General features: G+C 54.5%; 13 protein-coding genes. 6 read left to right on the plus strand and 7 right to left on the minus strand.

What is annotated here, in order from left to right:
* Positions 1–54 precede the first annotated feature (54 nt).
* Positions 55–936 carry a 50S ribosomal protein L11 methyltransferase gene (locus AUQ41_RS13230; protein WP_063088818.1) on the plus strand — a complete coding sequence of 294 codons (882 nt, stop codon included), beginning with the start codon at positions 55–57 and terminating at the stop codon, positions 934–936.
* On the opposite strand, the gene AUQ41_RS13235 is transcribed toward AUQ41_RS13230, so the two are convergent.
* Positions 933–1,688: a sulfite exporter TauE/SafE family protein gene (locus AUQ41_RS13235; protein WP_063088819.1), complete on the minus strand. Its 756-nt coding sequence runs from the start codon at positions 1,686–1,688 to the stop codon at positions 933–935. The two genes, AUQ41_RS13230 and AUQ41_RS13235, sit on opposite strands and share 4 nt — an antisense overlap.
* Before the next feature lie 514 nt (positions 1,689–2,202).
* Here AUQ41_RS13235 and AUQ41_RS13240 point away from each other — a divergent pair.
* Complete coding sequence (locus AUQ41_RS13240; protein ID WP_063088820.1) at positions 2,203–3,288, plus strand: HD domain-containing phosphohydrolase; 1,086 nt, start codon at positions 2,203–2,205, stop codon at positions 3,286–3,288.
* A 19-nt stretch (positions 3,289–3,307) separates the two neighbouring features.
* Entirely contained in the window at positions 3,308–6,886 is a 3,579-nt protein-coding gene (locus tag AUQ41_RS13245; RefSeq protein ID WP_083952663.1) for a PAS domain S-box protein, read from the plus strand.
* Between the two features lie 49 nt (positions 6,887–6,935).
* Here the strand turns inward: AUQ41_RS13245 and AUQ41_RS13250 are convergent, their stop codons facing one another.
* Both AUQ41_RS13250 and AUQ41_RS20735 read right to left on the minus strand, forming a co-directional pair.
* Positions 6,936–7,673 carry an SDR family oxidoreductase gene (locus AUQ41_RS13250; RefSeq protein WP_063088822.1) on the minus strand — a complete coding sequence of 246 codons (738 nt, stop codon included), beginning with the start codon at positions 7,671–7,673 and terminating at the stop codon, positions 6,936–6,938.
* A gap of 198 nt (positions 7,674–7,871) precedes the next feature.
* Positions 7,872–8,066 (minus strand): hypothetical protein, encoded by a 195-nt coding sequence (locus AUQ41_RS20735; protein WP_143588658.1) that lies wholly within the window; start codon positions 8,064–8,066, stop codon positions 7,872–7,874.
* Positions 8,067–8,322: 256 nt separating this feature from the next.
* Between AUQ41_RS20735 and AUQ41_RS13260 the strand changes: the two genes are divergently transcribed.
* Together AUQ41_RS13260 and mgrA are read left to right on the plus strand one after the other, a co-directional pair.
* A complete protein-coding gene (locus AUQ41_RS13260) occupies positions 8,323–10,347 on the plus strand; it encodes an aminopeptidase P family protein (protein ID WP_063088824.1) in 2,025 nt (674 codons plus the stop codon).
* A gap of 109 nt (positions 10,348–10,456) precedes the next feature.
* On the plus strand, positions 10,457–11,509 hold the full coding sequence (gene mgrA / locus AUQ41_RS13265) for an L-glyceraldehyde 3-phosphate reductase (RefSeq protein WP_063088825.1): 1,053 nt from the start codon (positions 10,457–10,459) through the stop codon (positions 11,507–11,509).
* Positions 11,510–11,590: 81 nt separating this feature from the next.
* Here mgrA and AUQ41_RS13270 read toward each other — a convergent pair whose 3' ends face one another.
* Positions 11,591–12,499, minus strand: coding sequence for a LysR family transcriptional regulator (locus tag AUQ41_RS13270; RefSeq protein WP_008889580.1), 909 nt, complete (start codon positions 12,497–12,499; stop codon positions 11,591–11,593).
* A gap of 140 nt (positions 12,500–12,639) precedes the next feature.
* Here AUQ41_RS13270 and AUQ41_RS13275 point away from each other — a divergent pair, with 140 nt between their 5' ends.
* Entirely contained in the window at positions 12,640–13,638 is a 999-nt protein-coding gene (locus AUQ41_RS13275; RefSeq protein ID WP_063088826.1) for a DMT family transporter, read from the plus strand.
* A 12-nt stretch (positions 13,639–13,650) separates the two neighbouring features.
* Here the strand turns inward: AUQ41_RS13275 and AUQ41_RS13280 are convergent, their stop codons facing one another.
* The 3 genes from AUQ41_RS13280 to ligA are packed head-to-tail and all read right to left on the minus strand — an operon-like array spanning position 13,651 to position 16,739.
* A complete protein-coding gene (locus tag AUQ41_RS13280; RefSeq protein WP_232308391.1) occupies positions 13,651–14,202 on the minus strand; it encodes a thermonuclease family protein in 552 nt (183 codons plus the stop codon).
* Between the two features lie 7 nt (positions 14,203–14,209).
* Positions 14,210–14,602, minus strand: a complete 393-nt coding sequence (locus AUQ41_RS13285) for a hypothetical protein (protein WP_063088828.1) — start codon at positions 14,600–14,602, stop codon at positions 14,210–14,212.
* Between the two features lie 28 nt (positions 14,603–14,630).
* Positions 14,631–16,739 carry an NAD-dependent DNA ligase LigA gene (ligA, locus tag AUQ41_RS13290; protein WP_063088829.1) on the minus strand — a complete coding sequence of 703 codons (2,109 nt, stop codon included), beginning with the start codon at positions 16,737–16,739 and terminating at the stop codon, positions 14,631–14,633.
* Between the last annotated feature and the right edge of the window lie 40 nt (positions 16,740–16,779).

The following is a 16,779-nucleotide window of genomic DNA, read 5'->3' on the forward strand; positions in this document are numbered from 1 at the left end:
TGACCGATTTAACCGGGCAGAGCACATTTGCCGCCCACACGAGCGAGAAGCGATATGACCGAACCCGTCCTTTGCTATAACTTCAAGTTCGAAGTTGATGGCGCCTATGCACAGATGTTTGCCGACGCGCTGTTTGATTATTGCGATGCGCTTTCGCATTTCGAGCGTGATGGCAACCCTGACGGACCTTGGCGTATCGAAGGCTTTGCCGGTGAGATGTTTGACAAGGGTGCGGTTGAGACCGCGGTGTCGATCATGGCATCCGCAGTTGGCATTGATGCACCAACCGTGACCTTTGGCACCTATGAGCCAAAGGACTGGGTCAGCGAAAACCTGCGCAGCTTCAAGCCGATCTCGGTCGGGCGTTTCTTTGTCCATGGTTCGCACTGGAACGAGGAAATCCCGGTATCCAAAACTGCCCTTCAGGTCGACGCCGGTCTGGCATTCGGGTCTGGTGAACATCAAACTACCAAGGGATGTCTTGCTGCAATCGATTGGCTGGCCAAACGCGGACCGCGTCAGAATGCGCTTGATATGGGCTGTGGGTCCGGCATTTTGGGCATGGCATGTGCCAAAACCTGGCGGTGCCCGGTGATGATGGCCGATATTGATGCCGCATCGGTTCGGGTCGCACGCGAAAATGCCAAAACCAACAAGATCGCCGATCTTGTCACGGCCATTCATTCAAACGGTTTTCAGGATGCCCGTATTCGTGATGCCGGGTATTACGACATTGTCTGTGCAAACATCCTTGCTCGGCCACTGCGTGGGATGGCGCATGACCTGACCAGCACGCTCTCGGAAAACGGTGTCGTCATCCTTTCAGGCCTTCTTGCCCATCAGGAACAGTTTGTTCTGTCGGCCTATCGCGATGTCGGGCTTTCCCTGATCAATCGCTTCAAGTTCGAAAACTGGACAACACTTGTCGTCGGCTAAGCCATAAGGGCGAAGACAAAGCGATATATCCCAAGAAGGCCAAGGCCGACAATAAGGACGCCAACCGCAATCATAAGCGGCTTTCGCGGGATAATTTTGACAAGCACGGCCGCCAACGGGGCGGCCGGCACACCACCGATTACAAGTGCTAGTGCCGCCATGCCGAAGCTTTCTAATCCGAATGATCCGGCAAATGTGACGGTAATCGTCACGGTTACAAAAAACTCGGCCGCGGCAGACGTTCCAAGCATGCGGTGCGGTTCATTGCCGCGATAGACCAGAGTGCTTGATACGATAGGTCCCCAGCCTCCACCCCCGATTGCATCAAGAAATCCACCGATCATGCCAAGCGGGGTAAGCCCGCGGATCGCCGCAGGCGGCTGAACTTTGCGAAGGGCTTTTGCAATTACAAGCACGCCAAGGGCACTAAGATAAACCGCGACAAACGGTGCCAGATAGTCCCCGATCCCCGATGATAAAAGAGCAGCGCCAGCACAGCCGCCTATTGCACCGGCAAGTGCCAGTTGACGGACCATGCGCCAATCGACATTGCGTGCAAAATGGTGGGCTGTACCGGAAACAGCGGTGGTTGCAATCTCGGCGGCGTGGACAGTCGCACTTGCCTGTGCAGGTGGTAGGCCAAGCGTGATCAAAAGGGAAGTTGAGGTCAGGCCATAGGCCATACCAAGGGCGCCATCAATCAATTGGGCGATAAACCCAATCAGAACGATCCACCAGAAAAACTCATCCATCTTCGCCGCTAGCTCCAGGCATGGATACGATGCTGCAAAGTGTAACAAGTTGGCGGCAATGCGATATTGCGTTGTGATTTTCGCGAGGCATTGCCGTTATGCATTAATACCACGAGACATTTGACAATCAGGTGCCCGTGGATAACGGGCAATGCCTAACAGGTTCGCACCGGGACGCTGAAACGCCCATCACCAAAACCGCCTTGTCGGTCGCTGTTGCATGATGACTGGGTACACGATCCGGTTGCTTTGATCGATTTTCCGTATGCTGATTTTCTTCGATTCGCATTGCAATCGGGCCTTCGCAACTGAAATCCCTGAGATACCAGAACTTCTCCATCAAATTTCAATCAAAGGTTTTTACTGCTTTTTCCGCGAAATCCCTTGGAAACCGGGCAAAAAACAGCCTGAGAACCGATCTCGCACTTTTTGCGTATGTTGCAATATACAATACCAACGGATAGGTTTTATCTATTCGCTCGTAGTGTTTTGTATCTGGCATGGGGCAGAGTGATTGAGTGAGCTTGAACGTCGCATTTTGGTTGTAGATGACGAACCGCCGATCCGAAAATTGCTGGCACGTATTTTGGAACGTGCCGGTTTTGAAGTGGTGGTTGCATCTGACGGACTTGAAGCACTTGAGACAGTAAAATCGGACGCATCATTGCGTCTGGTTGTTTCTGATTTGCGCATGCCAAATTGCAGTGGTCTGGACTTCGTCAAACGGGCAATCAACGAATACAAACGGGATTTCGAATTCATTCTGTTGACCGGGGATGGTGACAAGACCGATGCCGTGACGGCACTGCGTCTTGGTGTTCGGGAATTTCTTGATAAGCCGATTGAACGTGCCGATCTTGAACGCGCCGCACTTGATGCGCAGGCACGACTGCAGGAACGGGACCGCGAAGTCGAACGTGTTCGGAAACTCGAACTGGAAAATATCAGTCAGTCGAAAACTCTGGATGACATCAGCCGCAAACTTGGCGGAGCCGAACAGGAAATGATCGATCGGCTGAGCCTGATTTCCCAGTATCGGGACATCGAAACTGCCGAGCATTGTGTTCGCGTCGGTCTTTATTCCCAATTGCTGGCAGAAATGGCCGGTCTGGATCAGAATGTTCAACGGACAATCCGTCTGGCCGGCATTCTTCATGACATTGGAAAAGTCGGTGTGCCCGATGAGGTGCTTCTGAAAAACGGGAAGCTGACCGACGACGAATTCAAGGTCATGCAGCGCCACACAGAGATCGGCTTTGCGATGCTCAACTCATCTGACAACCCGGTTCTGGGACAGGCCGCAATCATTGCGCGCTATCATCACGAACATTGGGAAGGGTCAGGCTATTGTGTGGGCCTGTCGGGCGCGGATATCCCGATGATTGCGCGGATCGTCTCACTGGCAGACGTATATGACGCCCTTCGCAGTGCGCGCCGATACAAACCGGCCTATGGCCACACGGAGGCTGTGAATATCATCACCAAAGGTGACGAGCGAACATCCCCGGAGATGTTCGATCCGAAACTTTTGGGGCTGTTTGCCGATAATCATCTGCGCTTTGAAAGCATCTATAACAGCATGCCCGACCAGTTGGTCTGAGAATGGGGTCCGATAACTCATGCCAAAAAGATTAAGCGCCAATCTGGACCGGACAAGAAACCGCATCGCAGACTTTATGCTGTTTGTGATGTCGATTGGCGGGTTGCCTGCACTGGTTTCCTCGATGTTGCGCGAAGCAAGCCAGCGTTCGATCACGGTCGAGATCATCCATCTTTTGGTTTTTCTGGCCGTTGTTGCCGGTCTTGTACTGCGCAAGCGCTTATCGACCTTTACCAAGTCGGTTGTGATTGTCGCCGCAATGACAAGCATGTCGTTGCTTTATATCGTCAGGTTTTCACCCGCAAGCGGCATGGCGATGATGATTGTATCGACGGTGATCGTGGCGCTGTTCTGGCGATTTTCCGTGACCATTCGATACGCGGTGTTCTGCGTTGTCGCGATTGCAAGCGTCGGCGTGACGCGTGTTTTCAACCTCGACGGCGGCTTGATCACCGATAGCGGCACCGTTCCCCATACGTTGCCGGTTTGGGGATCTGCGCTGTTTGGGTATGTCTGGATGACCGCGTCACTTGTTGTCGGGATCGTCTGGATGCGGCAGGCACTTTTGCAAACCAGCATGGACCAGTTGCGTTCGCAGAACGAACTGATGTCGGGCAAAAAGTTTCTTGAACAAATCCGCGAAAGTGCGTCCGAAGTCGCCAACCATTTCTCGTCACTTGAGCGCATCGAAAATGCGTCTTTCCGCCCGACATTGAAGCGTTTTGCCAACCTGATGAATTGTGAACGGGCAAGTCTGTGGTTGGAAAAAGATGATGGTGACGTTGAGTGCGTCGGGCTGTTTGATGCCAATGATCCGTCGGCGAAACATGACGGCATGATTTTGAAACGCGCTGTATTGCCGCGATATTTTGCAGCTCTGGAAACCGGGCAGATTATCGATGCGGACAACGCCCTTGAAGATCCGCGTACTTCCGAACTTAAAGACGCTTATCTGATCCCGATGAATATCAAGGCAATCCTTGATGTGGCGTTGATTTCGGCGGCCGGCCGAATGGGGATATTGTGCTTTGAGTCTGTCGGGCGGACCAGAGTATGGCGCCCTGAGGAAATCGTTTTTGCCCACATGGCAGGTGGATTGTTGGCAGCCGCCGCAGGCATGAAAAATGTCATGGAGGCCAATGACGAGCTTAGCTTCTCGCGCCGTCGTTTTGAGGCGGTTGCCAACTATACCTACGGCTGGGAAAGCTGGATTGCACCTGATGGCAAACTGATCTGGGTGAACCCGGGGATTGAACGCGTTCTGGGCTACACGGTCGATGAATGTATGGCTTGTGGTGATTATCCGCTGTCATTTGTTGCGCCCGAGGATCGTGACCGTGTGCGCCACTATATTGACGAAGGTCTTGATGGCCTGTCAGGCAGTGACCGCGAATTCACCGGTGTTCACAAGGATGGCCGCAAGGTCGGTATCGACATGTCATGGCAACCGATCGCCGATAGCGACGGTGGGAACCTCGGCATCAGGATCAGTTGCCGCGATATCACCGAACGCATCCGTTATCGCCAGGATCTTGAGGTTGCCAAAAGTGATCTGGAGGCCAACCAGCGTCGTCTGCGCGCGCACTTCAACAACGCGAAAATCGGGGTGTTTTACTGGACGCCGGACCGAACCATCATAGAGGTGAACGAAACCGCCTGTCAGCTGTTTGGCTATAATGCCGATGAGATGGTCGGCAAGAAGCTTGAACTTCTGGTGCCCGAGGAAGACCGGGCGCGTCTTGGCACTCTGATCGAACGGATCATGGAAACGCAAAACAGCGTCAATAACCGGTTCGAGAATGTCAAAAGCGATGGCAGCCGCATCATCTGCGAATGGTATGAAAGCCCGATATTTGATGCCAATGGCGAACTGGATTGTATCGCCAGTTTCGCACTGGACGTGACGGAGCGTGAACGCCATCAGGAGACACTGGAATCCATTTATCGTGGTATCCGCTATCAGGTCGGTGCCGGGTTCTTTGAAAACCTGACAAAGGTTCTGTGTGAAACACTTGATATGACCTATTGCCATATCGCCGAACTTGTCGGTGACCGGGTGAAGTCAGTTGCGTTCTATTCCCCGGATGGCAGTCGCGGCGGCCTTGATTTTGCCTTGGCTGGATCTGCAGCGGAACGCGTTATCAAGGAAGGCACGTTTGTCTGCAAAGACAATTTTTCCGTTTTGATGAAGGATGTCCAAAAGGTCACTGACGTTGATGTGGTTGGATATGTCGGGGCCGCACTTTACGACAGTGAGGCACGACCGATCGGTATTCTGGTGACCATATCGGACAAACCACTTGGTGATCCGGAACTGGCGAAATCCATCGTCGAAGTGTTCGCGTCGCGGGCGTCTGCCGAACTTCAGCGGCTTCAGTCCGAACGCAAACGTGAAAAGCTTGAACAGCAACTGCGTCATTCCCAGCGAATGGAAACCATCGGTGTTCTTGCGGGCGGGATCGCACATGACTTCAACAATATCCTGCAGCCAATCAGTGGTTATGCCGAACTGCTTTATTCCGATTTGCCCGAAAATTCACCGCTGCGTGAAGATGTTATGGAAATTCGCCAGGGGGCGGATCGGGCCCGTGATCTTGTTCGTCAAATTCTGGCATTCAGCCGGAATTCAGAAACCGAACGTTCTCCGATTGATGTCGGGTCGATGATTTCGGGCACGGTTCGTTTTGCCCGTGGGTCCATGCCATCAAGTGTCTCGATCAAGGTCGAACTGGGGGCGAAATCAATGACCGTGATGGGCAACGCAACACAGCTTGATCAGTGTTTGATGAACCTGATCACCAATGCCTGTCATGCGGTTGGCGATCAGGGTGAAATTCGCGTGAAGGCAAGCCGCTTCGAAGTCACCGAAGACAGTCTGGAACTACATCCGTTATTGACGGTCGGGCGCTATATCCAGATTAGCGTCGTGGATAACGGCGTCGGTATGGAGCCGGAAACAGCCAAAAGGATCTTTGATCCGTTCTTTACCACCAAGGAGCCGGGCAAGGGCACTGGTCTTGGCCTGTCTACGGTGCATGGCATCGTGACCGGCCACAAGGGCGAGATATCGGTTTATAGCCGTTTGGGGCAGGGAACCCGGTTTGCGATCCTGTTGCCGGAACATGATCGCGAAGCCACGGATGAAAAGCGCGAAACCCGCAGTCTGTCTGCAGGTGCAGGCGGGCATCTTGCGGTCGTGGATGACGAGGAAAAGAACCTCAGGCTGTGTGCGCGGATGTTGGAGCGGATCGGATATTCCGTCGATACGTTTAATGAGGCAGCTAAGGCGCTCGAAGCACTGAGCGGACCGGACGCAAAGTTTGATGCGCTTCTGACCGATCAGACCATGCCGGGCATGACCGGCCAGAAAATGATCGAAAAGCTGCGAGAAGCTGGCAATGACATTCCTGTTGTCGTGATGACCGGGTATGCCTCAGACGAGGTGACCGACGCCTTCAATGCTTTGGGGGTTGCGCGCATACTGGCCAAGCCACTTGATATCATTGAATTGCATGATGGCTTGGCCGCGGTGTTTGGCGAAACAAAGGACGTGGCGATGGCATCTGCCGATTTGCCGGGAAAGCCTGAAACGCCCTAAAAGCAACCAAATCCGGAAAGTTGTCGAGTATCAGGCTTGATCGGTCTCGCTACCGGCCACCGGATACATCAATGATGCTGCCTGTGACATAGGACGCGTCGCCCGAGATAAGCCAAAAGATGCTTTGGGCGACTTCCTGCGGGTCGCCGGCACGTCCCAATGGGCAATTCGGGCCAAGTTCATGGGCGCGTTCCGGGAGGCCACCACTGGCATGAATATCGGTTTCGATAATGCCCGGACGCACGGCATTGACGCGAATCCCTTTCGGGCCGAGTTCCTTGGCAAGGCCGATGGTCAGGGTGTCGATTGCCGCTTTTGATCCGGCGTAATCGATATATTCGCCAGGTGAGCCAAGCTTTGCAGCAATGGACGAAACATTGACGATAGCGGTACCGGAACGAAGGGTTCGAGCGGCTTCGCGTGCAACCAGATAGGCACCGAGCACGTTGGTATCGAACACGGCTTTCATGCGATCAATATCCATATCCGCAAGTGTGCTTTGCCGGGCGACAATGCCGGCATTATTGACCACGGCGTCAATCGCGCCAAACCGATCACGTGCGGCCTCAAACAGGGCAATAACGCTGTCTTCATCGCGGACATCGCATTTGCGGGCAATCACATTGCCGGTAAACCCGGCGCGCTCGCACATCGCACATGTTTCATCAGCACTTTCATGATTGCCAACAAAGCTTAGCGCAACGTTCCAGCCTTTGGCAGCAAACAGAACAGCAGTTGCGCGTCCGATACCGCGTGATCCACCGGTGATCAGAACTGTCTTGGTCATTTCCACTCCGCATCGTGATGATGATTTACTGTTTGGGGCACTATGGCGTGCTGGCCTGCGACTGGTCAAAAAGAAACGGCCCTGCTGTGGAGAAGCAGGGCCGTTTCAGAGGGAAAAGACAAAAATGCCGCAAGGATCATGAACCGTGATCCTGCGCTTCGTCTTTTGATGCAGACCAACCCGGGCGGGATTGATCCGTTATTCCGTATCCTTGGCATCATCTTGCGGGTCGTTTTTAGTTCGATCCGCAATGTCGTCTGCCGGATGGGCAGGGCCTGTATCAAGACCGAGCGCAGTTTTCTGACCAAGGGCCAGGCGCTCAAGGCCGTCATAGGCCGTCTGGCGACGACGGGATTGTATGACGCTCAAGGCAGTAATAGGAAAACGGATCACCGTTCATGGTCTCCAGCAAATTGACGTCCCGACGGGCCATCTTTTTGTCGCGGGACTGTCATACGTTAACCTTTGGCTAATGTGCATTGCGAAGGTTGCAACGCATTCATACGCGGGATGCATGCACCGGTGTTTCGGGCGGGGAAAAGAGCGTAGTATGTCCGAAAGTTCTTTGGTGCTTGCGCGACATCGGCACAAACCCTTACATAGGTCTTACCACCTGCCCAATGCCCCACATGTTTTAAAGAGGATCTTCATGGCCATTTCCGGTGATGCTCAACTTGCCAAACTGCTTGAAGCCGCCAATGTCGACAAGGATGTTAGCGCTGTCATCGACCTGATTGACGGTGTTCTGGCCGCAGCCCAGGGCAGCACGCGAGAAGACTGGATTGATCTGATTTGCCAATCCCCGGATGATGCCCTGCGGGCCGAATTGCTGGCCCTGCGGGATGAGCGCAAAACGCTTTTTAAAATGGCCAAGGATGATTTTGACGCAGCCCATCGACTGGATGCCTTGCGCACCTATCTGGCGGCCAAGGGCGTTGACGGCTTTATTGTGCCGCGTGCGGATGAACATCAGGGCGAAAACGTACCAGCACGGGCCGAACGTCTGGCGTGGCTGACCGGCTTTACCGGATCTGCGGGTGCGGCTGTTGTCTTGCGCAATAAGGCCGCCGTTTTTGTCGATGGTCGTTACACCATTCAGGTGCGCCAGCAAGTTAACCGTGATCTGTTCGAATACCGCCACCTGGTCGAAGAACCAGTTGTCGGCTGGTTGCATGACCACCTGAAATCGGGCGAGAAGCTGGCTTATGATCCTTGGCTGCATACCGTGCAACAGGCGACCCATCTGCGGTCTGCCTGTGAAGCCGTGGGGGCGGAACTGATCGCGATTGATACCAACCCGATTGACGCCATCTGGCATGCCCAGCCGCACCTGCCGCTTGGCCCGGTTCGGCCACATCCGATGGAATATGCCGGCAAATCCAGTTTTGAAAAGCGCACCCAGATTGCCGAAATCCTGTCGCGCATTTCGTGCGATAGCGCCATTCTTTCGGCACCTGACAGTATCGCGTGGCTTTTGAATATCCGAGGTGCCGATGTGCCGCAAACACCGCTTGCTCTTGGCTATGCAATCATCAACGGCGATGCCTCGGTCGAGCTTTTCATGGACGAACGCAAGATCGCCTCGGAAACGCTCAAATGGTTGTCGGGTGAGGCAACCTTGCGGGCACCGGGCGAACTCGGGGATGCCCTGAAGGCGATGGGCAATCAGGCTGTGCGTCTGGATGAAGCCACTGCAGCCGACTGGCTGCGCATGAAATTGTCCGAGGCTGGCGCCACCGTGCGTGTCGGGCGTGATCCGGTCGCCATTCCCAAGGCCTGCAAGAACGAGGTCGAACTTGAAGGGTCACGCAAGGCCCACAAACGCGACGGCGAAAAGATCATTCGTTATTTCAAATGGCTTGATGAAACGGCCGCCAACGGTGATATCGATGAACGCGCTGCAGCCGACATGTTGCTGTCGATGCGTGCCGAAGATCCTCTGTTCCGTGATTCAAGCTTTGAAACCATTCCGGGCAGCGGCCCGAACGGGGCGCTTTGCCATTACCGCAATACCCCGGAAACCAACCGTAATCTGACCCCGGGAGAGATTTTCCTGATTGATTCCGGCGCGCAATATCTCGATGGCACCACCGATATCACGCGCACGACCGTGATCGGGAACCCGACACAGGAACATCGCGACCGCTTCACCCGCGTGCTGAAGGGGCATATTGCCCTTGCCCGAGCCATATTCCCCGTTGGAACGACGGGCCAACAGCTTGATACGCTGGCACGCATGCCGCTTTGGGAAGCCGGACTTGATTTTGACCATGGCACCGGCCACGGGGTTGGCAGCTACCTTGGTGTGCATGAAGGTCCGCAACGCATTTCCAAGGCGCCGAACACGGTGGCCCTGAAACCGGGGATGATCCTTTCGAACGAGCCGGGCTTTTATAAGGAAGGCGAATACGGCATTCGCATTGAAAACCTGATTGCGGTAACTGAAATCGATGCGCCGATTGGGGCCGATCGCAAGATGCTTGGCTTTGAAACGCTGACCTTCTCGCCGATTGACCGCAAACTGATCGATCCGGAACTGATGACCAGGGACGAGCTGCAGTGGCTTAACGATTACCACGCACAGGTCTATGCGATGTATGCCGATGATCTTGATGATGATCATCGTGAATGGCTGCAAAACGCAACAGCGCCGATCAAAAAGAAATCAGACTGATTTCTCGCTGCGTACTTGGCACTGACAAACAGGGTCGAATGCCCTATTAAGACTGCATTGGATCGATTCAAGAAAAGCGGTAAACCGCTTCTGAAAGCAGGAGGAATATATGGCTGAAGTCGAAGCCCAGTGGACGGCAAATCCGGACCGCTATAACGATGAAAACTGGGACCGTTGCGGGCGCAGTGGATTGCTTCTGCCGAAAATCACGCTTGGTCTGTGGCAGAATTTCGGTGGTGTGGATGTTTATGAAACCCAGCGGGCGATGATCCGTCGCGCGTTTGATCGCGGTGTGTTCCACTTTGACCTTGCCAACAACTATGGCCCGCCGCCGGGTTCGGCCGAAGAAAACTTTGGCAAGGTTCTATCGCAGGATCTGAAAAAGCACCGCGACGAGTTGATCATTTCCACCAAGGCGGGCTACCGCATGTGGCCGGGGCCGTTTGGCGAATGGGGATCGCGCAAATATCTGATTTCCAGCCTGGATCAAAGCCTTAAGCGGATGGGGCTGGATTATGTCGATATCTTCTATTCTCACCGGGTTGATCCAAACACCCCGCTTGCCGAGACCATGGGCGCGCTTGACCAGATCGTGCGTTCGGGCAAGGCGCTTTATGTCGGGATTTCGTCCTATTCCCCGGAAATGACCCGCGAAGCGCATGCGATCCTCAAGGACATGGGAACGCCGTGCGTGATTCATCAGCCGTCCTACTCGATGGTCAATCGCTGGGTCGAGGATGGTCTGCTTGATACCCTTTCCGAGCTTGGCATGGGCTGCATTGCCTTCTCGCCGCTTGCACAGGGTCTTTTGACCAACAAGTACCTGAATGGCGTGCCAGAGGATTCCCGTGCCGCTCTTGAAGGATCCTTCCAGAAAGGCATGCTGAGCGAGGAAAACATCAATCGCGTTCGCGCACTGAACGAAATCGCCAAACGCCGCGGTCAAAGCTTGGCCCAGATGGCGATTGCCTGGGTGCTGCGCCGTCCCGAGGTGACCTCTGCCCTGATCGGGGCACGTCATGTTCAGCAGCTTGATAACAGCCTTGATGCGCTCAATAACCTTGAATTCAGCGCGGACGAGTTGGCCGAGATCGATAAATATGCCGGGGATGCCGGTATCAATCTTTGGCAGAAATCGTCGGACAGTCAGGCACCCGTCTGATCCCAACGATTGATACAATGATAAAAACCCCGACCGAAAGATGCTTCGGTCGGGGTTTTGTTTATGAGAGCCAGTGCTGACTTATTTTTGGTTGGCCATCGGAACGGTGCCAGCAAGATCACGCAATGTATCGACAACCGCCTTGCCCCCGGCACTCAGCGGGCGATCCTGTAACCATGACAGCATTACCTTGCGCGACAGTTCCGGGTTGGTGATGCGCCGTGCCTTTAGGCGCCCGGTCGAAAGTTCCTGAACCAGCGAACTGCGCGGCAAGACGGTATGACCGACATTGCGTGTCACCAGATCGACCAAAACGCGAAGGGCATCGGCCTCGACCACCGGGGTCAACGGACGTCCGGCGCGAAAGGCCGCTTCTTGCATCATGGCGCGCAGCCCGTGCTTGTTGGTCGGCATGATGAGTGGCAGGGACAAAACATCTTCATAGGCGATTTCGGTTTCCTGTTCGCCGACCTGTGAGGGGTGGGAAATTAGAAACAGGTCTTCACGCCATAGCTGTTCGGCATGAAGGCTGCGTGAAATCATGCCGTCATGAAGGATCCCAATATCAAGTCGCCCCGAAAGTAGTCCTTCCTGCACATCACCGGTCAGGTCTTCGGCAACCGTGATGTTAAGGTCAGGATACCGATCGCGCAGAGTTTCAATCAGCGCCCCGGTAATCACGATCCCGGCACTGGGCGGAACGCCGACATGCACATGGCCTGTCACCTGACTGCTGCGGGCCGAAAGATCCGCTTCAAGCCGGGCAAGATCGGTCAGGATTACGCGGGCCCGTTCGGCAAGCATCTGGCCCGCCTCGGTCAATTTGACGCCACGCCCGGTGCGTTCCAGCAGTTTGGTGTCAAGGGCCTCTTCGAGAAGGTTAAGCTGCCGACTGAGTGCAGGCTGCGACAAATTAAGCCGCTCTGCCGCGCGTGACAGGCTGCCGAGTTCCGCAATATGAACAAAGCTTCGAAGTTGTTTGATATCCATCGGGCGTGATCCTGAGCAGCTTTGCGCATCCATGTGCCTGTTAGATATAGCCAAAGCTGATATCTGATAGCAATTAATTCGAATTGAATAATGGCAGTTCACGGGTAACTATGGCAACCGATAGAGGATCGGAGAAACCCATGACGCCACCACCGTCACCTTCGGAGCCCGGGCAACAGGTTGTTACGCCTGTCGTGTCGCCGGCGGGGTCCGCGCTGACCATTGTGTTGCTTGCGACAGCTGCCTTGGCGATGAAAGGGCTGCTGGCAAAATTTGTTTATGCCACGGGCATGACAGTGGATGGCTTGTTGCTGTTGCGGTTTCTGATTGCGATGCCGCTCTTTTGGCTTGGTGTGGTTTTGTTTGGCAAGGACCGGCCGGGCGACCGCAAGATGAAGCCGTTCGATCTTGCCTGGGGCGGGCTTTATGGCGGATTATTTTTCCTTGCGGCCTTGTTTGATTTTACCGCCGTTTCGTTGATTGAGGTCACCGTTTCAAGGATCGTGTTGTTTACGTTCCCGGCTGTCGTGATGATCCTTGAGGCACTCCATAAACGGCGCTTTCCGCCATTTCGCCAGATTGTCTGCTTTGTCATAACCTATGTTGGACTTGTTTTGGTGCTGGCACCGGGCGGGTTTGGCGAAGTGTCGCAGGAGCTTTGGTACGGGGCGGCTTGGGCGTTCGGTTCTGCCGTGACCTATGCGATTTATCTCTATTTCGGACAGCGGATGATTACCGTCATCGGGTCGATGCATTTTGCAGCCCTGATCAACACCATGGCCGGTATTTGCATGGTGATTTACCAAATGATCGTGCAAAACCCGCTGAACCTGAACGTGGCTGGCATCATGTGGACGGCAGGCATTTCGATTTTTTGCACCGTTATTCCGTTCTTCCTGCTGTACGAGGGCATTCGCAGGGTCGGTGCGACACAGGCATCGTTGATTTCGCTTTCCGGGCCAGCCATGACCTTCTTTGCCGCCTGGCTGTTCCTTGGCGAAGTTCTGACAGTGCCGCAGTTGGTTGGGTTTGTTGTGGTCACACTCGGTGTGGCGTCACTTAAAAACAGCTTTACCCTGGCGGGTCTTGGACGGTTGCTGGCACGGCCATTCGCATCGGGCGGGACGTCGCAACGCTAATTGGGTTTGACGTTATTCGTCACGCTGCCAGCGGCGAACTTCAATTTCATGTTCGGGTAAACGCTCTCCGCGCCGCCATTTCAGCGGATCGATAAATTCCCCTGCCCAGACGCCGGTGCGTGCCTGTCGCGCCTGATTTTCATAGGCTTCGTATTCCGGCATCTGATCGGGGCGGGCAACCGCCATGCCCCGAACAATCAGGCTTTGTCCAATATCAACCCCGTTGGCATTTCGGCAAACGGCCATGTTGCGATGATACCGGTTTTTCCCGCGGACTTCGCACGTGATCGGTGTAGCGACCAGAAGGTTGGTTGTCACCTGCCATGCCTCTGCCCCGCAGGCCGTGCTTTGACCGTTAATCAGACATTCCTGAAAACGGTTCATGGCATCCGCCCCCCACAGATCAACACGTTTGAAGCCGAACTCAAGCGTATCAGCATCAATCGCACGTGCCGGGCCCGACAGGGTATCAAAGTCCGGATCGGCCTTTGATGCCGCTGGAAAGCATCCCAGCATCAGGGTGAAACCAAGTGTGATCAGGCGGTGGAGAAGGGCGGGCACCATGCGGGCCTCAATACAGGTCGCTGTATCTGATTTCATCAAGCTGGGCAAAGATGACTTTCCACTTTTCATCCTGCTTGAGCAGCGCGAAGGCATAGTCGCAATCAAAGATCAGGTTGTTTTCCGAATTGCCAAAGCGGAACGAAACAATCGCGCGCGCCCCACCGGGAAGGGCGGAATGTTGTTCAATCACCATGGATTTTGCCATGGCAAGATCAGCATTTTTCAGTTCATCAAAGAATGAGTGATGGTATTTGTGCAGATCGTCTGAACTGCCAATGGCCTGCACGCCGGACAGATCATTGATCAGGCACGGGAAGTGGAAGAAATCATCAAGTGCGTTTTCTTCAAGCTTCAGATGGGCATCGACATAACGGCGAAAAAAACTTCCAAGGTCTTCCATCAGCACACACTCCCCGATTAGATCATTTTTATTCCGTGGCAATCAGATCAAGCCATCCCTGTTCATCAAGCACTGTAACACCTAATTCTTCTGCTTTCTTTAATTTGGAGCCCGCACCCGGTCCTGCAACCAAATAATCGGTTTTTGCCGATACGGATCCGGCGACCTTTGCGCCAAGACTTTCGGCTTTGACCTTGGCCTCGTTGCGTGAAAACAGCTCGAGCTTGCCAGTAAAGACAACGGTTTTGCCATTGACCGGATTGTCGCTGACTTGCGGGGCTTCGACATCGGTAATGGTCAAAAGCCCTTGCAGATCATCAAGAACCTCGCGGTTATGATCTTCGGCCATGAATTCGATCAGGTCCTTGGCAACGCCGGGGCCGATCTGATCAATGTTGATCAGTTCGCGAAGGGCTTCGCTGTCGGCTTCATTGGCCGCAACCATGGCGCTGCGCCATTCGGCAAGCGATCCATAATGGCGTGCCAGAAGTTTTGCAGTTGCCTGACCGATCTGGCGAATGCCAAGTGCATAGATAAACTTGTCGAGCCCGATGGTGCGCCGTTCATTGATGCCGTCAAACAGCTTGGTTGCGGATTTTTCGCCCCAACCTTCAAGCTTGCGAATGGCATCCCCGTGATCGCTTTCAAGGCGGAAAATATCGCCAGGCGACTTCAGCCAACCCAGTTCAAAGAACGCCTCGACGTTCTTTGCGCCCAGGCCATCGATATCAAAGGCCGTGCGCGATACGAAATGTTTCAGGCGTTCAACTGCCTGCGCCGGGCAGATCAAGCCGCCGGTGCACCGGGTGACGGCTTCACCTTCTTCGCGCATGGCGTGGCTGCCGCATTTTGGGCACTCGGTGGGAAATTCGTATGGTGTTGCATCATTAGGATGATTGCCATCCTCGTCCAAAATGACCTCAACGACTTGGGGAATTACGTCACCGGCACGTTGCACAACCACAAGATCGCCAACCCAAACGCCCAAGCGGTCAATCTCATCTCGGTTATGAAGGGTGGCGTTGGATACCACGACACCGCCAACCGTAACCGGCTCCAGCCGAGCGACCGGGGTCAGGGCACCTGTGCGACCAACTTGAATGTCGATGGCCTTGATCCGTGTGCGGGCCTTTTCGGCCGGGAATTTGTGCGCAATCGCCCAGCGCGGTGATCGGCTGACGAAGCCGAGGCGCAGCTGAAGTTCGAAGTCATTGACCTTATAGACAATGCCATCAATGTCGTAATCAAGGTCCGGGCGCTGCGTTGCCAGTTCGTCATAGAACGCCATGATGTCATCGGCATTATGAAGCAACCGTGTCAGCGGATTGGTGACGAAGCCCCATCCTTCGACCTTTTGCAGGAAATTCCACTGCGTCTGGGCAAGGCTTTCGGACAGTTCGCCAAAGCTATAGGCAAAGAAACGAAGCGGGCGTTTGGCGCTGATCGACGGATCAAGCTGGCGAAGCGACCCTGCCGCTGCGTTGCGCGGATTGGCAAAGGTTTTGCCGCCGGTTTCGGCCTGGGTCGCGTTCAGTTTCTGAAATGCAGAGCGCGCCATATAAACCTCGCCCCGGATTTCGACCACATCGGGCGCATCATCTGGAAGTGTCTTGGGGATGTCGTCAATATGGGCGACATTGGCGGTAACGTCTTCGCCCTCCGATCCATCCCCACGGGTGGCGGCGGTGACCAGTTGGCGGTTCTCGTAGCGCAGCGACAGCGAAAGACCATCGATCTTGGGTTCGCCAACCACCTCAACCGGGCTGTGCGCCGTCAGGTTCAGGAAGCGACGAATACGGGCAAGAAAATCGACAATGTCTTCGCGCGAAAACGCATTGCCAAGTGACAGCATCGGGCGGGCATGCTTGACCTTGGCAAAGCCTTCGGCCGGGGCGGCACCGACTTCCTGTGTCGGGCTGTTTTTCTTAAGCGTCGGATAGTGGGATTCAAGTTCGATCAGGCGGTTGAACAGCGCATCATATGTCGCATCCGAAACCAGCGGGTCGTCATTAACGTGATAGGCCTCGTTATAAGACCGGATACGTTCAGAAATTTCGGCATGCTGTTTGCGCGCCTCCGTGCTCGAAGACGGCAATTCGGGGAGTTCGGACATGTTTGACGCGTGTTCGGCGCTCATATTCTTTTTGTTCCGTATTCAAGGTTGGACCGACGCGTTG

Source organism: Thalassospira sp. MCCC 1A02898 (assembly GCF_001618185.1).
GTDB classification, from domain to species: Bacteria; Pseudomonadota; Alphaproteobacteria; order Rhodospirillales; family Thalassospiraceae; genus Thalassospira; species Thalassospira tepidiphila.

Bases quoted from the DNA above. Each gene is read 5' to 3' on its own strand.
- AUQ41_RS13230 (WP_063088818.1), top strand. From the start codon at position 55: ATGACCGAACCCGTCCTTTGCTATAACTTCAAGTTCGAAGTTGATGGC.
- AUQ41_RS13235 (WP_063088819.1), bottom strand. From the start codon at position 1,688: ATGGATGAGTTTTTCTGGTGGATCGTTCTGATTGGGTTTATCGCCCAA.
- AUQ41_RS13245 (WP_083952663.1), top strand. From the start codon at position 3,308: ATGCCAAAAAGATTAAGCGCCAATCTGGACCGGACAAGAAACCGCATC.
- AUQ41_RS13250 (WP_063088822.1), bottom strand. From the start codon at position 7,673: ATGACCAAGACAGTTCTGATCACCGGTGGATCACGCGGTATCGGACGC.
- AUQ41_RS13260 (WP_063088824.1), top strand. From the start codon at position 8,323: ATGGCCATTTCCGGTGATGCTCAACTTGCCAAACTGCTTGAAGCCGCC.
- mgrA (WP_063088825.1), top strand. From the start codon at position 10,457: ATGGCTGAAGTCGAAGCCCAGTGGACGGCAAATCCGGACCGCTATAAC.
- AUQ41_RS13270 (WP_008889580.1), bottom strand. From the start codon at position 12,499: ATGGATATCAAACAACTTCGAAGCTTTGTTCATATTGCGGAACTCGGC.
- AUQ41_RS13275 (WP_063088826.1), top strand. From the start codon at position 12,640: ATGACGCCACCACCGTCACCTTCGGAGCCCGGGCAACAGGTTGTTACG.
- AUQ41_RS13280 (WP_232308391.1), bottom strand. From the start codon at position 14,202: ATGGTGCCCGCCCTTCTCCACCGCCTGATCACACTTGGTTTCACCCTG.
- AUQ41_RS13285 (WP_063088828.1), bottom strand. From the start codon at position 14,602: ATGGAAGACCTTGGAAGTTTTTTTCGCCGTTATGTCGATGCCCATCTG.
- ligA (WP_063088829.1), bottom strand. From the start codon at position 16,739: ATGAGCGCCGAACACGCGTCAAACATGTCCGAACTCCCCGAATTGCCG.